This is a genomic window from Arthrobacter stackebrandtii, from assembly GCF_017876675.1.
Taxonomy (GTDB): Bacteria; Actinomycetota; Actinomycetes; order Actinomycetales; family Micrococcaceae; genus Specibacter; species Specibacter stackebrandtii.
Genome location: NZ_JAGIOI010000001.1, coordinates 3,491,369 through 3,510,397, shown reverse-complemented (window position 1 = coordinate 3,510,397; position 19,029 = coordinate 3,491,369). Strand labels below are relative to the sequence as shown.

Annotated in this window: 14 protein-coding genes; 9 read left to right on the top strand and 5 right to left on the bottom strand. The window is 60.3% G+C overall.

The window, feature by feature from the left end; translation table 11 throughout:
• Window positions 1-55: 55 nt before the first annotated feature.
• Window positions 56-892, top strand: coding sequence for a hypothetical protein (locus tag JOF48_RS15350; RefSeq protein ID WP_209682012.1), 837 nt, complete (start codon window positions 56-58; stop codon window positions 890-892).
• On the opposite strand, the gene JOF48_RS15345 is transcribed toward JOF48_RS15350, so the two are convergent.
• A complete protein-coding gene (locus JOF48_RS15345; RefSeq protein ID WP_209682006.1) occupies window positions 889-1,341 on the bottom strand; it encodes a DUF488 domain-containing protein in 453 nt (150 codons plus the stop codon). The two genes, JOF48_RS15350 and JOF48_RS15345, sit on opposite strands and share 4 nt — an antisense overlap.
• Window positions 1,342-1,967: 626 nt before the next feature.
• Here JOF48_RS15345 and JOF48_RS15340 point away from each other — a divergent pair.
• The 3 genes from JOF48_RS15340 (at window position 1,968) to JOF48_RS15330 (ending at window position 5,827) form a co-directional block, all read left to right on the top strand.
• Window positions 1,968-2,990, top strand: coding sequence for a DUF4192 domain-containing protein (locus JOF48_RS15340; RefSeq protein WP_209682005.1), 1,023 nt, complete (start codon window positions 1,968-1,970; stop codon window positions 2,988-2,990).
• Between the two features lie 50 nt (window positions 2,991-3,040).
• Window positions 3,041-3,277 carry a glutaredoxin family protein gene (locus tag JOF48_RS15335; protein WP_209682003.1) on the top strand — a complete coding sequence of 79 codons (237 nt, stop codon included), beginning with the start codon at window positions 3,041-3,043 and terminating at the stop codon, window positions 3,275-3,277.
• A 432-nt stretch (window positions 3,278-3,709) separates the two neighbouring features.
• Window positions 3,710-5,827, top strand: a complete 2,118-nt coding sequence (locus JOF48_RS15330; protein WP_209682002.1) for an AAA family ATPase — start codon at window positions 3,710-3,712, stop codon at window positions 5,825-5,827.
• 380 nt (window positions 5,828-6,207) lie between these two features.
• Here JOF48_RS15330 and JOF48_RS15325 read toward each other — a convergent pair whose 3' ends face one another.
• Window positions 6,208-8,454, bottom strand: a complete 2,247-nt coding sequence (locus tag JOF48_RS15325) for a helix-turn-helix domain-containing protein (protein ID WP_209682000.1) — start codon at window positions 8,452-8,454, stop codon at window positions 6,208-6,210.
• Between the two features lie 176 nt (window positions 8,455-8,630).
• Here JOF48_RS15325 and JOF48_RS15320 point away from each other — a divergent pair, with 176 nt between their 5' ends.
• Together JOF48_RS15320 and mobF are read left to right on the top strand one after the other, a co-directional pair.
• Window positions 8,631-9,179 (top strand): hypothetical protein, encoded by a 549-nt coding sequence (locus JOF48_RS15320; protein ID WP_209681999.1) that lies wholly within the window; start codon window positions 8,631-8,633, stop codon window positions 9,177-9,179.
• On the top strand, window positions 9,176-12,754 hold the full coding sequence (gene mobF / locus JOF48_RS15315; protein ID WP_209681998.1) for a MobF family relaxase: 3,579 nt from the start codon (window positions 9,176-9,178) through the stop codon (window positions 12,752-12,754). The genes JOF48_RS15320 and mobF overlap by 4 nt, the downstream gene beginning before the upstream one ends.
• A gap of 502 nt (window positions 12,755-13,256) precedes the next feature.
• Here the strand turns inward: mobF and JOF48_RS15310 are convergent.
• Both JOF48_RS15310 and JOF48_RS15305 read right to left on the bottom strand, forming a co-directional pair.
• Window positions 13,257-13,439 carry a hypothetical protein gene (locus tag JOF48_RS15310; RefSeq protein ID WP_209681996.1) on the bottom strand — a complete coding sequence of 61 codons (183 nt, stop codon included), beginning with the start codon at window positions 13,437-13,439 and terminating at the stop codon, window positions 13,257-13,259.
• Window positions 13,440-13,636: 197 nt separating this feature from the next.
• A complete protein-coding gene (locus tag JOF48_RS15305) occupies window positions 13,637-13,834 on the bottom strand; it encodes a hypothetical protein (RefSeq protein WP_209681995.1) in 198 nt (65 codons plus the stop codon).
• A 1,282-nt stretch (window positions 13,835-15,116) separates the two neighbouring features.
• Here JOF48_RS15305 and JOF48_RS15295 point away from each other — a divergent pair.
• Complete coding sequence (locus JOF48_RS15295) at window positions 15,117-15,338, top strand: helix-turn-helix domain-containing protein (protein WP_209681993.1); 222 nt, start codon at window positions 15,117-15,119, stop codon at window positions 15,336-15,338.
• Window positions 15,331-15,891 (top strand): phage integrase central domain-containing protein, encoded by a 561-nt coding sequence (locus tag JOF48_RS15290; RefSeq protein WP_209681991.1) that lies wholly within the window; start codon window positions 15,331-15,333, stop codon window positions 15,889-15,891. Before JOF48_RS15295 ends, JOF48_RS15290 begins: the two co-directional genes overlap by 8 nt.
• Window positions 15,892-15,909: 18 nt before the next feature.
• Here JOF48_RS15290 and JOF48_RS15285 read toward each other — a convergent pair whose 3' ends face one another.
• The gene (locus JOF48_RS15285; RefSeq protein WP_209679124.1) at window positions 15,910-18,147 is read right to left on the bottom strand and encodes a putative transposase; all 2,238 of its coding nucleotides are present in this window, start codon (window positions 18,145-18,147) and stop codon (window positions 15,910-15,912) included.
• A 178-nt stretch (window positions 18,148-18,325) separates the two neighbouring features.
• On the opposite strand from JOF48_RS15285, the gene JOF48_RS15280 reads away from it, so the two are divergent.
• Window positions 18,326-18,958: a site-specific integrase gene (locus tag JOF48_RS15280; protein WP_209681990.1), complete on the top strand. Its 633-nt coding sequence runs from the start codon at window positions 18,326-18,328 to the stop codon at window positions 18,956-18,958.
• Window positions 18,959-19,029 lie beyond the last annotated feature (71 nt).

Sequence of the window (19,029 nt, the reverse complement as noted above, 5' to 3'; positions counted from 1 at the left end):
TAATCTATGCTTTCATTAACCTTTCAAGAATCACATGGGAACCAAAAGGAAGATAATGACACAAACCGACTTTGCTGGAGGATGGCAGACTATTGAAATGGTCGTCACCGTAAAGGCCTACCCGGCTATTAGCAATAAATATGGTGAGTCTGTCTGCGTCGCCGGCGTGCGAACCGATACACAAAAGAATGAGCTCGTCCGGCTCTTCCCAGTTGGTTTCCGTGATCTGGAACCCCATATGCAGTTTAAAAAATACCAACATGTGACACTTCGGGCGAAAAAAGGAACTACAGACAGGCGGCCAGAGAGCTGGCAGCCCGACCTCGGTTCTCTTAAGTTGGGATCCACTATTGATACATCAAGGAAGTGGCATGATCGGTGGGAACTAGTTCATGACTTAGCGGGCGAATTTACGACATGTGAGATTAGGGAAAGGGCAGCCAAGGTAGGACAGAACTCTAGATCTCTCGCCCTCATCAAGCCGGCAGACGTCTCAGGTGTGATCGTGACTACCAACCCAGCATTTGATCGGACAATTGCCGCTGCCGCCGCAATGGCCGCAGCGCCTGATCTTTTCCAGAATGAAAAGGATGCTTTGCGCGCGGCCCCATACCGTCTTCAGTACGAGTATCGGTGCCAGGACCGCGCATGCAGTGGCCACTCCCAATCACTGATCGACTGGGAAGTCGGAGCGGCAGGACTCAAGTGGCGTGACGGTAAGTCAGGGAGTGTCGCAGACCAACTCAAGCGCAAGTTCTATGACGACATGTGCGGCAGTGATCGGGACGTCCACTTTTTCATTGGAAACCAACACCAGAATCCTGGTAGCTTCATGGTTATTGGAGTATTTTGGCCTCCACAACACTCCAAGCCCTCTGACACGCTGTTCTAAGCCATAGCCAATTCATCAATTCGAAGTTTGACCGCTTCCAAGATGAACCGGCGATGACAGCACCTCTCCGCGGCCTCAAAGCACAGAACAACAATGCGCTTCTGCAGAGCGAGTTCAGTCAATCGCGCCAGAGCATCTTCGGCCGGCTCAGAACGCAGTAATTCCTTGTACCTAGCATGTGAAGGGTTTGACTCCGAAGCTTCTGGTGACGCAAACCCCTCTCTGTTCTCTTTAGGATTACCCAGCGCTGGGAGGTGTAGATACTCTATGCCTACGCCGCTCAGATTTTCAGTCAAGGCGCGCTTAGAGAATCCCTTTTTACGCGAAATGGCGTTCAGTCGAACATCGACCAACACCTTCACGTCCCACGTCACAAGTCCTTGCAGAAACGCCTCCACATCTGTTCCCTCGTAGCCAACGCCCATGATGCCATTTTGATCTGTCCACATTTTCCCATTGTTTCACGTTCACAGAGCGGCGCCTCCATCGGCCAATCCACTCGCTCCAACGCTCATTGTCGGCTCTACGTAAGGTAGTCGCTCCGACAACGGCCACCGCAGACCCTGAAGCTACCAGTCTGTATTGCCACAAAGAAGCGCTAGCTCCGAAAAACCGAGTTTGACACGCCTTCGTCTAAGATTGCTGATCCTCACGATTGAGTAGTGACGCCCGGTCGCCTCGTAGAGGCTCGCCAGCACCATGAACAGGTATGAAGGCGAGAACGGCAATCCACGGTAGTAGCCCAACGGCGCAACGACCGGTCAGTCGGAACAATCACACCGGGCGATGGATCTCTATGTGCACATGCCAAACCACGTTGTGCCTTCTGGTACCCCATCATCGCTGGGCGGGTCCTCCACGCAACCAGGGCGCTGCGCGCCGGTCACTCCTCCAAAAATTCTTCCTCGGCGCTCCTGCGTCGCTTATTTCCTCGAAACAATTTTTGCCCCGTGCCCGGTACCCCAAGTTGCCCTCCGGCCCCTAAAACCCAGCGGTGATTCCTCTTACCAGAAGGCACCAACAGAGCAGGCGGCCGCGAACAAGCAGCCACCGATCACCGAAGAGGAGCAGGACAATGAAACTGATCAGAATCAGCAGCCCGGCCGACACCATCAGCTACATGGGCCACAGCCTCGGCTACTGGCCCCAGGAAAGCCTCGTCTGCCTCGCCCTCGACGGCAGGACACTGGGCCCCACCCTCCGCGTCAACCTGCCCAGCACTGACGACGTCGGCCAGAGCTACGCCGAGCGCGTCGCCCACGCTATCGGCTTCGACCACGACGCCACCGCCGTCCTCATCGCCCTGTTCACCCACCAACCCTGGGACCAGGGACACCAAAAGCCCTTCGCCGCCATGGTTCAAGGACTCAAGCGACACCTCACCGCTGCTGGGCTGCTCGTCCACGACGTGTGGATCGTCGGCCCCGAATCCTTCGCCACCTACGACGGCACCAACCCAGCCTCATGTGGCAAGGAAACCCCGCTGGCCGCCATTGAATCCTGCCTCCTGAACGCCGAGCTGGTCTACCAAGGCAGCGCCGTCGCACCAAACGATGCACCTACCATCCCCGAGTTGTTCACCGCCGTCGACCACGAAGCCATCGAAGCAGCCCTACAGAACATGGCCACCAACCCGTCCAAGTGCCTTGACGCGGCATACCGGCTCTGGATGGAACTCATCGACCACGGCGCCGACCCCACCCACGACCAGCTGGCCGAGGTCCTGGCCGGGCTGCAGCACGTCGGGCTCAGGGACCAGATCCTGGCCGACATGCCCGGCATCAACGAACCCATGGCCGCCACACTCTTTGGCACCACGGACGAAGCCCCGCAATGGGACCGGATCGACAGCTCCGAAAAGCTACTGCGGCAGCTGCTCAGCATCGCATCTCCGGCCCACGCGGCAGCGCCGTTGACGATGCTCGGACACATCTGCTGGTGGAAAGGCCGGGGAACGGCCGCTGCGAACTACATGCACGTCGCCCTGACGTTCGCCCCGGACTACCACCTGGCCAGGCTGCTGGACCAGATGCTCGGTGCCGGCGTCGTCTCCGGCTGGGCACAACACAAGAACACCGCATATCGGAACCAGCACTAACAAGCACCGGCGATTCATCACCAGAAGAATCGGAGAGTGAGGTGAGGGAAATGAACGTCACGGTCTACAGCAAGCCAGGCTGCCAGCAATGCAAGTTCACCTGCCGCAGCCTGGACCATGCTGGCATCCCCTACGACGTCGTCGACCTGACCATCAATGCGGCTGCCCTGGAGTACGTCCAGGACCTCGGCTACTCACAAGCCCCGATCGTCGTCGTGAACGACCACCACCACTGGTCAGGATTCAACCCCACCGAAATCGAGCGACTCAAGCTCGCGATCCAATAATCACCCTCCAGCAGGAGATCCAGTGCCGCATGAAACCTCATGCGGCACTCCCCTGCTCCACCACCATTGCAGCCGGATCCCAGCAAGACTCGTCCCTCAGCAAATTCACCGCCAACCGACGATGCCGCTGCCCCAACCAAAAATCCTTCACGCATGCTGCATTCAAGTTCATCCATATTGCGAGTCCCCGGTATACATGATGACCACGGCCTAGAAATCCTCATCGTTATAAGTTGGATAGTGATGTCGTACCCTCGTGCAAGACTTTGACACGTGACCGAGTTCTTGAATCGAGCCGTGCCTGCTTCGGTAAGTCAAGTCTTGGTTTCCCTTGCACTGCCATGGGCATTTTCACCGACCTCAGACGGTTCTGTTCGCCCAGGCAAGAGCAATAGCTGACGATCGCCCCTGACCTCAAAATAAGGAACACCAATGAAAGTAACTTACGTAAGAGTTGAAAATTTTCGAGCGCACGTATCGACAGAGGTGCCTCTAACGCAGCTCGGATGCTTGATTGGAGAGAACAATGCGGGCAAATCGTCGATACTTCATGCGGTTCAGTTCGCTCTCGAGGACAGAAAAATTGAAGCCAGCGACTTCAAAGAGAAGAGCTTGCCGGTCACAGTAACTCTGCATCTCACTGGCATTACCGACACCGATCTGCAACGAGTCGGCGAAACGCACCGCGCGAAAGTTGCGGGAATCATCACGGATGGGACGCTCAAGATTGTTCGTACGCAGGAACCGAATGGTAGGCCAGAGTCCAAATACCTCAAGCTGGTACCCATCGACTCAGGCTGGGACATCGAAGTCCTAAACGAGGCCACCAAGGGGACAACTGGAGTTGGGCTTCGAAACGCCGCGATTGAGCTCAAGCCGGAGCTGGAACCACTCTTGTCCAGCAAGCCCTCCAAGGCTGACGTTGTCAATGCTTGGCAGAAACTGATCAGTGATGTGCCTAACGATAAATGTGAGGAACAGCCGGCACCGTTCCCAACAGGTATCGCAGCGGCTGTAAAACCACTTTTTCCCTCAGTAATTTACATCGAAGCCGTTAAAGATGCATCTGTCGAGGCCAAATCCACCGGCACCTCTGCCTTCGCAAAGCTGCTAGGAATGCTCTTCGACGAAGTCCAGGGACAGTTCGACGACATCGACAAAGAGTTTAAGAAGGTCCACCAGAAGCTAAGCCGACAACTCGACGAGCACGGTGATCCATCAGATAAACGCCTCCCGGCGGTTAAACGCATCGAGTCTATTATCGAGGACTACGTTACGTTGAGCTTTCCTGGCGTGAAGATTCGCATGGATATCCCGGCGCCGACGCTACCGATGCTTCTCGCAAGCGCGGATCTCTTAGTTGACGATGGACATGTGGGAAGTGTCGCCACCAAGGGGGACGGCCTCAAGCGCACTGTCCTATTCGCCCTGCTGCGGGCTTACACGAATATGAAGGACACTGGGCTAAGCGAAGTTCCTGAATCAGGTGAGACGGAAGAGCGGCCGAAATCGAAGCGCTCGTACCTGCTGCTATTCGAAGAGCCGGAGCTTTATCTCCATCCGCGCGCGCAACGACAGCTCATGAACGCGCTGATGTCGTTCTCTCAAGACCACCAGGTACTGGTGACAACCCACTCGCCCGGTTTCTTTCAACCTGGGACGAAGGGGTTCACACGACTGTATAAGACAGCTCAAGGTGTTACAGCGCAGCCAGTCGATCTCGAGATGAGCCTTAGAGATGAATATCAAGTAGTCAGGCACGAGAACAACGAAGCTGCCTTCTTTGCGCAGAGGGTCGTTCTCGTGGAAGGGGACAGCGATACTTTTGTGTATCCGCACCTAGCAAAGCTGTTGTCGGATAAGTGGGACGACGTGGAACGAAACATCATGTTCGTGAAAATTGAAGGCAAAGGGAATATCACCCGATACCGCCGCTTCTTTGGCTACTTTGACATCCCCATCCATGTCATTACGGACCTCGACGCACTATCGAACGGCTTCTCACAACTCACATCTACTCAGATGATCAAAGACGCTCATGCGAAACTTATGGAATTGGTCTCAGAGTGCATCACGGGACCCAGCGAGCCGAACGGGAAGAAGTCAAAGGCGATTGCCAAGAGTCGATCTGCGCGGGAACTCTGGATCGTAGCTCAGCAACACCTCTCCACATGGCGGGACGATAAGACAGAATCTTCTGCTCAGGGTATCGAGGAAGTCTTGACCGAACTGTTTGAAACCGGCCACGGCGACGCAAAGCTTGAACTGTTGAAGAACCCGCCATCAGACGCTATCAAAGAAGCGATCGATGAGGTCGTATCTTCCCTCGCATGCGAGGGCACGTACGTACTGCGACGTGGTGATCTCGAGGCCTACTGTGGAACCTCCGCGAGCAGCGACAAAGTCTCTACTGCCATCCGATTCTGTGCCGATACGACATCCCTGGATCTCTTCACGAACGTGCACGGTGATGATGCGGAGAACGTCACGAAGGAGCTGAGAGGGATCTTCTCAAATATCTATCAGGACAGTGTTCCCGCAACTACTTGAGCTGATTTCGTACCTCCCAGGCCCCCGTCGTCGTGGTCAGCGATCACCACCAATGGTCAGGATTCAACCCCACCAAAATCGAGCGACTCAAGCAAGCGATCCACTAATCACGCTCCAGCTTGGAGATCCAGTGCCGCATGAAAACCTCATGCGGCACTCCCCTGCGCCCCCACCAACCCACCGATAGCTCCCCAACCCACCACCGCAGCCAGATCCCACCACGACCAATTCCCATGGCAAAAGTACCCCCAACTACCGCGTAGTTTCCGCTACCAAAAAGCCCTTCACACCTTTGGCACCGAAGCGGTGCCCGTCACGGCCGCGTGACGCCAATGTGACGTTTGGTCATGGTGTAAACCCAGGGCTCCTGACATCACGATTTATTTGATGAGAGCCGAGGCCTTGGTTTTGATGGCGTATTTGAGGATGAGATTGGTGCCGGGGTAGCGGGTTTCGGTGGCGGTGAGGTGCTCGCACAGCTGAGCGGCGGCCGCAGTTTTGGCCTTGGTCGGTAGCGGGTCCAGAGTGATGGTGAGATGGCCGGGGTCGGTGGTATTCACGTCACCGGGCTGATTGAACATCTGACGCATGAGGGCGTGGGCTTCCTGGTTCGCGCGCCGGTAGCCAGTGTTGGTACGGATCTCTCTGGCGATCGTCATCGCCGTGTTGTAGGCGGCCATCCGGATCCCGGTGTGGATCAGTTTCACCTCGATATCCAGGACTTGTTGGCCCGGGTTCAGGTCACCGAGGCGGATCTTCGCCGGAATGCTTTGATGTACATTCTCAGCAGCAACCAAAGCACTTTCTGCTTCCCATACTGGTGCCATGACGTGGTTGTGCATGGCACTGGTCACCGTGATTTCATCGGTGCCCTCGGTCGGGGTTTTCAATGCCAACAGGTTCAGATCAGCTATGGCTGCTGCTTCTGCGTGGTGGCGCCGGGCGGCGACAACTTTTTGGTAGGCGCGGGCCTTCGCCGGTTCCGGCACCAAACGGTCCTCGTTGTCATCGGTGCTGGTGTAGGAGTCGTGTGAGTCGAGGGCGAAGTGCATGCGCGCGTAGCGGAACTGGTTTTCCTGCCGCCACCGATTCCCCATCCGATACACGACCTCCCCAGCGCTCATGGTCCGGTCAGTGGTGAGGATATGAATTTGCCTCGTGCCACCACCGGTGGTGCCCACGATCCGGCTAATCTGGCGGATACTGAAGACTTCACCGGTCTTCTTCGTGGTGTTCAGGGGCAGGTCAACGACCGTGTCAGCAACCGACCAAGTCTTCTCTTCACCGTGTTCGTCGGTGTAGGACACCTGGGCGAACAACTTTTCTTCGATGTCTTTGGTGGTGCCTTTGCGCCAAGTCAGCACATCAAAACCAGCCGCATCCATGTGCTTGAACAAGGCGGGGGACCATCCTCCGCGGTCGAAGCCGACCAGCACCCGCCGCTCGTCCCCGACCGTGGTGCGCAGTTCCGGCAGGAGGTCGCGGAGTTCGGCGGCCAGGGACGCACCGGGCGCGGCCATGACGACAAAGACAGGGGCACCGTGCGCGTCGGTGACCCAGGTTTCCTCGGTCGCCGGAACCGGGAACTTCAACCGTGTGGAGTAGATCTTCCCGATCTTCTTCGTGCCCTGGTAGGCGCGCACATGCCCATCAACATAAAGAATCGCCGCCAGGTCCTCACCACCGGAACCGGTACCTGACAAGTGGTGTTTGGCGAGGGCAGCGATCAGTTCCCCGGCTTTGCCCGTTTCGGCAAGTTGGCTGATCCGGCGGCGGATGGTTTTTACTTCCGGGGCCCGATCCAACCCCAACACCCGCCCAAGTTCCTCCGGGTCAAAGCGGGTCGCGCCCTCGGCCCGGGCTTCCCCAGCTAGTGCCCGCAGCACACTATCAATCAGTATCGTTTCCAGGCCGTAGAAACCATTCGGCAACGCCCCGTACACTTGCCTAGCGCAGGCGAGTAGTCCGGTGGTTTCCAGTGCGGGGAACGCCAGAAACAGTCCGGCATAGCGAACATGGGCGGCCGGGGCAAACAAAGGCGCTGCAGCCTCGAGCAGGCCGGCGGCGGCACGCTCAGCAGTGCGGGGTGCCGGGGCTGGAAAGAGCGGCAGCTCAGGCTGTGGTGCTGGTGCTGGTTCCAGGGGTTCTGGCTCGAGGGCTGCTGTTTCTGTGGCAGTTTGTTCGGCAGCGATTTTCAGGGCGCGGCGGACACTGAATTCCGAGACGCCAACCATGTCGCCGACAGCCTGCTGGGACAGGCCAGTGCTGCGCAGTTCCACGATCCGGGCGATGACAGTGTCACTAAGTCGGGAAGCCTTCTTCGGGCCCTTCTTTTCCGACACCAACGCAGCAATGCCACCGACGGCCGCCCGCTGGACCCATTTCCACACCGCCACCGAGGAAACTCCGAAAGCTGCCGCGACCTGCTCCTGCGAAGCCGCACCCAAACGCACCAATTTCACTGCCGCCCAGCGACGTGCAGCAGCGTCTTCGGCGTCCCACACGTCACACAGTTGCCCGCGAATATAGACTTCCCCGCCACGATCGTTCTCCACCAGGGACACCGCCAGGCCCACCGACACGGCAACAGGATCCATCGTCACAGGCAGGGGAAGTTGAGCAGTCATAAAAACCATCATTTCACCCCTCGATTGACGACAAAACACTAACTCTATTTTATCGTATCGCGGGCAAAATTAACAGCCCTTCAGCCACTCAAAACCCCTGAAAATCAACGAACTTCAAATGCCTGTCCCCGACCATGACCGGAGCCCTGAAACCGGCTGAATCACCATGGATAGGTATGACTACGCGAACATGCCCCGAATGCAACACCCCGTTCACACCCGCCAGCCCCCGGCAGCTCTTCTGCCGGCCGGCGTGTGCCCACCGCCAGCGGCAACGAAAGTACCGGCGGAGCCTCCAGGATGAAGAGCTGCGGATGACCGGCCAAGCTGGCCAGTCCAAGGCCAACACTCAGGAGTCGTTGGCGGCGCTCACCGCACTCTATGAGGCGACCATCCGAAACCTCCAACTCACGGAGCGACGCAAGCTTGCCACCGTGACACGGTCCTTTGAAGACAAGCTGGCCACCGCCTACGAAAAGCTCAACCAACGCGCCCAGGCAGCGTCCCGAGCACAGTCGGAGGCCGACGCACTGCAACGTTCGATGCGGCACTTGCGGTACGAGAATAAGCAGCGTGAGCTCAGCGAACAGCAGGCCGTCAAGGACCTGCAGGAACTCGCTGCCCGGGTCTTGGTTTTGAATCGGGCCGCGAACACGCGGCTCGATAGGACGTCGGCGGCGATCTTTGCACGCCGCGGCTGGAACACGGAAATGGGCAGGTCATGACCGTCTCCATAGCCCGCCTCTCCACCGAGGCCGGCGTCTCATACCTGCTGAAGACCACCAGCCATGCCGACGTCGAAACCCGAGACCTCACCAGTTACTACACCGCCGCCAGCAACCCGCCCAGGCAATGGCTCGGCGCAGGACTGCCCGGCATCGGCATGACTCCCCACGACACCGTCACCGACGCTGCCGCAAAAGCCCTCTTCGAGCGAGGTGAACACCCCACCACGGGAACATCCCTGGGCCGCACACCCAATCAGGCCTCCACCGTCACCGGCGCCAACGGCCAATCCGTGCGCCGGGCTGCCGTGGCCGGCTTCGACCTGACCTTCAGCGTGCCCAAGTCCGTCTCCGTGCTCTGGGCCCTGGGAAGCGACGAGTACAAGGACAAGGTCATGGCAGCCCACCACGCGGCACTGGAAGCCACCCTCGCCTGGCTGGAGACCTCCGCCATCCACACCCGCGCCGGACACGGCGGCGTCGCCCACGTCGGCGTCCACGGCGCCATCGCGGCCGCGTTCGACCACTGGGAGTCCCGCTCCGGAGACCCGCAGCTTCACACCCACGTCGTCATCGCCAACCGCGCCCAACGCGTCAGCGACGGTGTCTGGACCACCCTTGACTCACGCACCCTCTACAAGGCGACTGTGGCTGCCAGCGAACACTACAACGGGCTGCTTTATGACCAGCTCGGCCGGGATCTGGGAACCGAGGCCGAAGTCCGCACGCCCACCAGCGCCGTCCACAATTACAGTTTCGAACTCTCCGGCGTGGACGATGCACTCATCCGCGAGTTCTCCAGCAGGTCCCGGCTGATCGACATCGAGGCAGACAGGCTCATCCACGACTGGTCCGAAACCCACGGGAGGGAACCCAGCAACGCCGTCAAGCTCAAACTCCGGCAACAGGCAACCCTCTCCACTCGCACCGCTAAGAACCACGACGTCGTCCCCCTGAACATCCGCACCCGCCAGTGGCGCGACCGGGCCCAGGCCAAGGGCTTCGACCCCGAGGCGGTGCTGGCGGCGACCATCAACCGCTCCCGCACCCACCCGATCGCCACCGCCGACACGGATACTGCCTGGATTGAAAGCACTGCCGGGCTGGTCAAGGACCTGGTAGCCAGGCGCCGCGCCACCTGGAACCGCTGGAACCTGATCGCCGAGGCAGAACGGGTGTGCCTGGAAATCCGCTGCGCCACGCCTGATGACCGGATCCGCCTCATGGACGCCATCGCCACCTCCGCCGAGACCCAGTCCGTCGCACTCAACGAGTTCCGCTACGGCATCCCCACCACCACATCCCCCGACTTGGTGCTCCACGGGCGCAGCGTCTTTGACCTGGACAGCGCCCACCTGTTCACCGACGTCTCCACCCTGGCGAACGAGGAAGCCATCATGAACGCCCACACGCACGACGCCGGCCCACACCTCGAGCACACGACCGTCCAGGACGCTCTGCAAGAGTTCCGCAGCACCCGTGGCGAGTACTTGCAGGACGAACAACGCAGGACTGCCGAGACTGTGCTTGCCAGCGGGAAGCGGCTGGACGCCGTCGTCGGCCCTGCCGGGACGGGCAAGACCACCACGATGAGCGCCGTCAAGGCCCTCTGGGAAGACTGCTTCGGTGCCGGGACCGTGGTGGGACTGGCCCCCGCCGCGGCCTCGGCCGACGTCCTGGGCCATGAGCTCGGACTGGCCACGGACAACGTGAGCAAGTGGCTCTACGAATCCACCGGACCGGGCGCAGCCATCAGGGCAGAACAGTACATGGAAACCGCAGAAAGGTACCAGGCAGCCTGTCAATCCCCACGACAGGACACTCAGGCGAGGAAGGTATTGGAGCGCCTTGCGCAGCGCATGAGCGCCCTCACAGCGACCCAGGCACAGTGGCAGTTCCGGCCCAACCAGCTGGTCATCATCGACGAGGCGTCCATGGTCTCCACCTACCAGCTCGCCGCCCTTCTGGACCAGGCCACGGGTGCCGGGGCCAAGCTCCTGCTGGTCGGCGACCCGGCACAGCTGGACTCCATCGACGCCGGCGGAGTCCTGGGCTGGCTGGACCGCACAGGCTGCGCAGAACGGCTCAGCACGGTCTGGCGCTTCACCAACGAATGGGAACGCAGCGCCTCCCTGAAACTGCGCACAGGCGACATCAATGTCATCACCGAGTACACGGCCCATGAACGCGTCAGCAGCGGCACCTACGACGCCATGGTCGATGACGCCTACAACTGCTGGGACGCCGACATCCGCACCGGGAAGACTTCGATCCTGATCGCCCCGGACAATGACACCGTGGCCATGCTCAATGAACGTGCCCAGGCCGACCGCGTCGGCACAGGCGCCGTAGATGCGGAGGCCACCGTGGACCTCAGCGACGGGCTCCACGCGGGGAGCGGCGACACCGTCCTGGCCCGGCGCAATGACCGCCGCCTCCTGGATGAGACCGGCGACTTCATCCGCAACGGCACCCTCATCACAGTGTTTGGCTCTCCCAACCCGGATGGCTCCATCGCAGGGATCCGCCAGGACAACGGCGCAAGCATTCTCCTGGGTACCAGATATCTCGCCGAGTCCGTGGAACTCGGCTACGCCACGACGGCCCACCGCTCCCAGGGCATCACCGTGGACACCGGCCACACCCTGGTCAGCGAAGGCAGGCTCACCCGGGAGCTCTTCTACGTCTCCATGACCCGCGGGAAGGCCGGCAATCACGCCTACATCAGTGAACCCGACCCCCGCGACCACCACGGCGTGGACCCATCCTCTTTGCCGGACGGGCGGGAAATCCTCGGAGGCATTCTCTCCACTGAGGGTGCCGAGCACACCGCCCACGAGGTCCGCGAGGAACAGCGCAACCAGGCCAACTCTCTCTCCCGCCTGCTCGCCGAGCACGACTACCTGGCCCAAATCGCTGCATCCGACGACGTCACCCACCTCATCAACACCCACTCCCCCGCCCTTGTACCTGAGATGCAGGCGTCTCCCTCCTGGGGCGCCATGGTCGCCGCCTGGAGACGCACCGCAACCACCAACCGGCCCGTCGCGGAACATGCCCTGGCCGGCGGGCTGGAGCCAACAGTCGGCGCCCGCGACGTTGCCGCCGTCGTGAACTCCCGCCTGCAAGCCATCCAACGACGGTTCCCCGCCACATCATCACTCACGATGGCGCCGGTGTCAGTGCCGACGGACCGGGAAGACCTCCGTGAACTGCTCGACGACGTTCAACAGCGGATCACCCAGCGGCTGGCCGCGGTGGCCGTCCACGCCTTCGCCAACGAAGAACCATGGATGGGTCCCCTGCGCGCACAAACCGGCCTGCAAGCCAGTGACGAGGCGTGGAAATCCCTCGTGCGGGACATCGCCGGCTTCCGCGACCGCTGGGACATCGACAACCCCGCGCTGCCCCTCGGGGCAGCACCCAGCGCGACGGAATGGGACCACTCCTACCAGCGCGCCCGGCTCGAGGCCCGCATCACCGCCATGCGGCCCAACAACCAGGCTGCAACGCGGGCGCCCGAACCTGTGGCCGGCATCCATTCACCAGCCCCCGTTGTCGGCCCCTCGCTGTAAAAGCAGAGCAGAGGCAGAGGTTGAGTCATGCGAACGAATCCGATGGTCAAACCCCAGACCTCCTCCGGCTGGGCAGTCACTCTCACCGCGATCAGCTGTGTCTTCCTCGCCACCGCCATTCGGCTGTTCCTGGCCCAGCAGGCGCCCGCCTTAGTCGGTTGGGTTTTGGTGGCTGCCGCTGTCATGTTGGCCAGCATTGCAGCAGCCATCTGGTTCACAAAAATCCGCCGTTTCAACGCGTGGATCACCCACGCCGTTCAACAATGGGAACACTTCTCCACCGTCAAGAGCCAGCTCGGCGTCACTACCGAAATCACTGTTCTGGACATCCACTCATTGGACCCCACAGGTACATGGATTACCATCCGCTGGGAGAAATTCGGATACGTTCAACGGGCATGGATGGAAGCCGTCCCGGACGAACTCATCGCTACGTCCGCGTCTCGTGGAGGCAATGCGGTACTCGGCTACATCGGCACACCCGCAATCAAGCAACTAGACGCTATTCGTTGCGTAGGCGCTCCGCGTAAGCTTCCTTTGTCTCGTCTGTGTAGAGGTACTTCTCGATCGTCTCAGCGCGTATCTTCCCCTCGTTGACATCGTTGAGTGTCTCCACTGCGGCATCCTCACCAAACTCATCCATCAGCTTGTTGAAGGTGACCCCATCCAGCTTGTTCTTTGCCACGAAATGAACCTCCCCTGGCCCTTGACCTCGCGAAGGGCCTCGTACGTCTCGGCACGGCGCCGCTAAATGTCATATTAGCGTGCGTGGCGGTACGGGTCGTCGATTAGCTTGTAATAGAAGTGGAAGGGCACGCAGAAATGCCGCCATGCCCGCCGCTCGGCTCCTGTGGGGAAGGGCTGGGTATGTCTTCGACAGAATTAGTCCTCGAATTCGAACACCTCGTAGTCTGCCTCTACTTCTTCACGGGGCGCCGGGTAATCACCTGGATTCGACAAATGGAGAACTTCACCGCCGGAGTAGAAGTTGCTAACTTGCTCTAACCCAAACTCCTCGGCTTCGCTCTCTGTCTCGAAGAACTCATCGAGCTCCTCTCGATCCCCATCTGAGTACGTCATGACCACCTTAGAACTCATACCGACCCACCTTGCTCGAGCATCTTGTTCAGACTTTTGACACTGCCATAGCCTGATCGTTCCTGCAACGACCATAGCGAACAATTAGCTGCGGAGCAGCCGCGTTAGTAGGGTTCAGCCGGTGGTTGCTCATGTCGTCTTTCAACCCTAGGGATAGAGTCGCCTCATCAAGCCGGCTGTCGTTACGGCGGCAGAGTAATCGAATTTTCGCTGAGTCGTGCGAGTTCGTCCGCGACCAGCAATTCTCGTAACTATGTCTCGGAACTCGCTGGCTGAATCAGAGCATCCGCGGTTACATACAAGACACTTCAGAACAATCCTTGAAGCAGGCGGCCAGCTACTCCCGTATTGCGATGCACCAAGAGTCCGCCGCCCGTAGCGGCGGCTAACGTTGACGACGCATATTCTTTCTGGCTGCTGTCAGTCGAATCACCACTTCCCGTTTCGGAATCACATTTGCAGTCCGTTGGGGCTGGTGCCTCCCGCCAATGGAGGTGTGGCTGGCATTGTCGGCGCCCACCCCGAACTATTTGTCAACCGCGGCTCGGTTTGGACATGGTCCTGGCTTCCCATGGTGACTATCCGGATTGGTTTGGGTGTCCGCTCGTATGACGTTGTCCCGAATCTGAGGTCTGGGCAGACGACTTCGGCGATGATGTGGCGGGCTTCGAGCTTGGCGCAGTCCTTCTCGTAGGACCTGGATCTCCCTTCTTCATGGATGGTGCTACGTTTCGGCCAGCCTCCTGAAGGCAGAGACGCTGTGGAAGACGGGGATGCCGTCGCGCCAGATGCCGCCGGCTGCCGGGAAGCCCTGGCTGACGGCGACGCGTAGTTTCGCGTGAGCGATTGCTGATCCCCCATAACAGAGTTCCGGATCGGCGACGAGGTTGCCGTTGATGCTGACTGGGATTCTGGTGCCATTTTCTTTTCCTGCCTTTCCTAACCCCGGCTGATGTGCCCAGCCGGGAGGCGTGCCTCACTTCTGAAACATCGATTTTCAGTGTGGTCCTGATTGCTTGGTGGCCGGCCACGGGCCCGGTGGAGTCTCCGCGTTCGTAGGAGACTGCCACGCCGGCCGTGGCTGGCGTGGCACCGCGTTCTCGTCTGCGACATCAAGCGCGACAAGTGGCCGAACTGCTTTGCCCCGCCACGGTATTGGGTGAGGTGACCGCCGTCGTTCTTCCGATATGGCAACGGTGGTCATGTAGTTCTGGTGCTTTTTCACCATGGATAGGTGTAAGGCCAAGTTGAAAAGGAGAATCCCATGAGTGAGCAAACTAGCCCCGCCCCGTCCACGGCACCGATCAGGGAGGAATGGTTGAGCCCGAAGGACATCTGCCGGGAACTGCAGATCCCCGAGCAGACGTTCTATCAGTGGCGCACCAAGCACGCCGGCCCGCGGGCCCACAGGATTGGCCGTCACCTGCGCATCAGCCGCACCGACCTGAACGAATGGCTCGCAACGACGGAAGACCACCTTGCCTAGAGCACGCCTGCCGCTGGGCATGTGGGGCAAGGTCACCCGCATGCAACTCAAGCCGAAAATTTGGCGTGCCCGCGCCAAGTTCCGGTCCTTCGACGGCGTCGTCCGCCGCTACGAAGCGTGGGGGCCGACCGGGCCAAAGGCCGAGGCGGCCCTCATTCACAAGCTCACGCTGCTGGTCCCGGTCAATGAAGATGAGATCAGGCCGGAGATGCAGCTGCGGGAGCTTTCAAAGATCTGGTGGGCGGAGTTTGAAGACCTCGGCAGGGCCGCCAACACGAGCAAAAGGTATCGGGAGCTCCTGGACACCTACATCCTGCCCGGCACCGGCGAACTGACCATCAGGGAAGCCAACGTCAACTCCCTCGACAGGTTCCTCAAGACGACCCGGACCAAAAGCGGCGCCACGACGGCGAAGATGTGCAAGACCATCCTGTCCGGGATGCTCAGCCTCGCCACACGGCACGGCGCCATCAGCGCCAACCCGCTGCGGGAGGTTGCCAGGATCCCCATCGTCACCAAGGAAGTCCGGGCCCCAGGGCTCCGGTCATGGTGAGGTAATTGCTGTGGGGTGCTAGGTGGTGTTCTTGATTTTGTAGCGCAGGATGAGCTCGGTGCTGGGGTAGCGAGTTTCGGCGCTGTTTAGGTGCTCGCATAGTTGGGCGGCGGCCGCGGTTTTGGCCTTGGTGGGTAGCGGGTCCAGGGTGATGGTGAGGAGGCCGGGCTTGGTGGTGTCGATGTCGCCGGGCTGGTTGAATATCTGACGCATGAGGGCGTGGGCTTCCTGGCTGGCGCGCCGGTAGCCGGTGTTGGTGCGGATCTCGCGGGCGATGGTCATCGCGGTGTTGTAGGCGGCCATGCGGATGCCGGTATGGATGAGCTTGACCTCGGTATCCAGGACTTGCTGGCCCGGGTTCAGTTCCCCGAGACGGAGTTTTGCCGGAATGGCTTTGTGAGCCTTCTCGGCCGCGATCAGCGCCGTTTCTGCTTCCCAGAGCGGTGCCATGGCCTGGTTGTGCATGGCGCTGGTGACCGTGACAGCCAGTTCCGTGGAGCCTTCTGCCGGGGTTTTCAGCGCCATCAGGTTCGTCTCGGCGATCGCAGCGGCCTCGGCATGAGCATTCCGGGCGGCAACGACTTTTTGGTACGCCTTGGCCTTGGCAGGGTTCGGCACCATCCGCTCCTCATCGTCACCGGTGCTGGTGTAGGAATCGTGGGAGTCAAGATCGAAGTGCATCCGGGCGTAGCGGAACTGATTTTCCTGCCTCCACCTATTGCCCATGCGATACACAACCTCCCCGGCACTCATGGTCCGGTCGGTGGTGAGGATATGGATTTGCCTGCTCCCGTCACCGGTGGTGCCCACGACCCTGCTGATCTGCCGGATCGTGAAGACTTCACCGCTGGTCTTGGTCGTTGCCAGGGGCAGATCAACGAGCGTGTCCGCCACCGACCATTTGCGTCTCTGCCCGTGGTCGTCGGTGTGCGTGACCTCTGTGAAGAGATCTTCGCTGATGTCCTCCGTAACGCCTTTGCGCCAGGTCAACACATCAAAACCGGCTGAGTCCATGTGCTTGAACAATGCCGGTGACCAGCCGCCGCGGTCGAAGCCGACCAACACGCGCCGGTCATCCCCAACGGCTGTGCGCAGCTCGGGCAGGAGGTCGCGCAGTTCGGCGGCCAGGGACGCGCCGGGTGCGGCCATGACAACGAAGACCGGTGAACCATGGGCGTCGGTGACCCAGGTTTCTTCGGTCGCCGGGACTGGGAACTTGAGCCTCGTGGAGTAGATCTTCCCAATCTTTTTCGTGCCTTGATAGGCGCGCACGTGCCCGTCAACATAAAGCACCGCAGCCAGGTCCTCCCCGCCAGGCCCGGTGCCTGTCAGATGGTGTTTGGCCAGGGCGGCAATCAGTTCCCCGGCCTTGCCGGTTTCGGCGAGTTGGCTGATCCGGCGGCGGATGGTTTTTACTTCCGGGGCCCGATCCAACCCCAACACCCGCCCGAGCTCACCCGGGTCAAAGCGCGTCGCGCCCTCAGCCCTAGATTCCCCGGCCAGTGCTCGCAGCACGCTATCAATCAGGACGGTCTCGAGGCCGTAGAAACCATTCGGCAACGCCCCGTACACCTCTTTCGCACAGCTGATCAGACCGGTGGATTCCAGTGCGGGGAAGGCCAGGAACAAGCCGGCGTGGCGAACGTTGGCGGCCGGGGCAAACAAAGGCGCTGCAGCCTCGAGCAGGCCGGCAGCGGCCCGCTCGGCATCGCGGGCCACCGGGGCTGGTAAGAGCGGCAGTGCACGCTGCCCCGCTGCTTCAAGGGGTACCAGAGAATCGTGGGCAGCATCAGTGGTCGGTGCTTCTGCCGTGGTGGTCATGGCCATGGCGCGCCGGACCGTGTCGGTGGAAACCCCCGTCGCTTCAGCGGTGGCCCGCAGGCTCAAACCGCCGGCACGAATAGCACGAATTTCTGCTGCTTTGGCTTCCGTGAGCAGGGAGGGGCGTTTGGGTCCCTTCTTTACCGGTGCCAGGCCCATCAGGCCAGTGCCTTCAAGGGACTTGCGCCAGCGCCGCAACGACTCCGTGTTGACGCCGAAAGCTGCGGCGACCTCGTTGACCTGGGCGGCACCGGTATCGACCAGTTGAGAGGCCGCCAACCGGCGCAGACCGTCCTGGCCCGCACCCCACACATAGGCCAGCTGCCCGTTAATGAAGACCTTGCCACCAGAGGCGTTTTCCAGCAGGGCCGCACGCTCGCCCATGAGCACAGCGCCAAGGTCCGGAAGTACGGGAAGGGCGGTTTGGGTAGTCATTGAAACCATTGTTTCACCCACCCACACAAGAAATCATCACGCCTTTATTATCTCACAACAGGCGTGAAATTAACAGCCTCAGCCGCAGTAAGAACCGCGGCAATTCAACAAACTACAAAAACCGCGCACTGACCATGTCCGGAGGCCTGGAGCCCTGACCCTGGAGGAAGTCATCGCATTGCGCAAGGGCGTGTATGCGTGGCAGCAGCCGACCGGGCGCCCCAACGGGCTGCATGAGAAGGACATCCTCGACGTCGTGGACATCATGTTGGCCACCGGTGCCCGTATCGGCGAAGCCCTTGCGATTAGTTGGACCGATGTGGACCTCGAAGCGGAGAAGCCGACGGTGACGATCAACGGGACCGTCATCAAGGTCAAAGGTGCGCACGGCTTGAGAATCCAGGACCATCCAAAGAGTTCGAACTCTCGGCAAAGGTACTTCCTGCCGACATTTGCCGTGGAAATGATGCGCCGGCGCCAAGCCAACACCGTGCTCCAAAACGACCTTGGCCTAGTCTTCCCGTCAACAGTCCTGACCATCCGCGACCCGAACGGCTTCCGCAAGCAATGGCGTGAATGCCGAGAATCATTGGGCTACGACTGGGTCACCCCGCACACATTCCGCAAGTCAGTCGGCACAATCCTCGCCAACACCCAGGGCATCGCCGCCGCTACAGCCCAGCTGGGCCACTCAAATGAAAAAATCACCAGCAAGCACTATGTGCAGAAAACGCACGAGGTGCCGGACAACACGGAGGTGCTGCAAGCGTTCGGTGAAGAGAGGAAGAAAGAAGAGGATCAGGCTACCTGACCCTGCCGCGCCATCTCGCAGTCTAATAGGCTAACGTTTAGGCCAGGAACGGCCGCCGCTCCTGCCGAGAG

Excerpts from the sequence above, each read along its gene's own strand:
- JOF48_RS15295 (WP_209681993.1), top strand. The coding sequence starts at position 15,117 with ATGAGTGAGCAAACTAGCCCCGCCCCGTCCACGGCACCGATCAGGGAG.
- JOF48_RS15320 (WP_209681999.1), top strand. The coding sequence starts at position 8,631 with ATGACTACGCGAACATGCCCCGAATGCAACACCCCGTTCACACCCGCC.
- JOF48_RS15305 (WP_209681995.1), bottom strand. The coding sequence starts at position 13,834 with ATGACGTACTCAGATGGGGATCGAGAGGAGCTCGATGAGTTCTTCGAG.
- JOF48_RS15345 (WP_209682006.1), bottom strand. The coding sequence starts at position 1,341 with ATGTGGACAGATCAAAATGGCATCATGGGCGTTGGCTACGAGGGAACA.
- JOF48_RS15340 (WP_209682005.1), top strand. The coding sequence starts at position 1,968 with ATGAAACTGATCAGAATCAGCAGCCCGGCCGACACCATCAGCTACATG.
- JOF48_RS15330 (WP_209682002.1), top strand. The coding sequence starts at position 3,710 with ATGAAAGTAACTTACGTAAGAGTTGAAAATTTTCGAGCGCACGTATCG.
- JOF48_RS15325 (WP_209682000.1), bottom strand. The coding sequence starts at position 8,454 with ATGACTGCTCAACTTCCCCTGCCTGTGACGATGGATCCTGTTGCCGTG.
- JOF48_RS15335 (WP_209682003.1), top strand. The coding sequence starts at position 3,041 with ATGAACGTCACGGTCTACAGCAAGCCAGGCTGCCAGCAATGCAAGTTC.
- JOF48_RS15350 (WP_209682012.1), top strand. The coding sequence starts at position 56 with ATGACACAAACCGACTTTGCTGGAGGATGGCAGACTATTGAAATGGTC.
- mobF (WP_209681998.1), top strand. The coding sequence starts at position 9,176 with ATGACCGTCTCCATAGCCCGCCTCTCCACCGAGGCCGGCGTCTCATAC.
- JOF48_RS15285 (WP_209679124.1), bottom strand. The coding sequence starts at position 18,147 with ATGACTACCCAAACCGCCCTTCCCGTACTTCCGGACCTTGGCGCTGTG.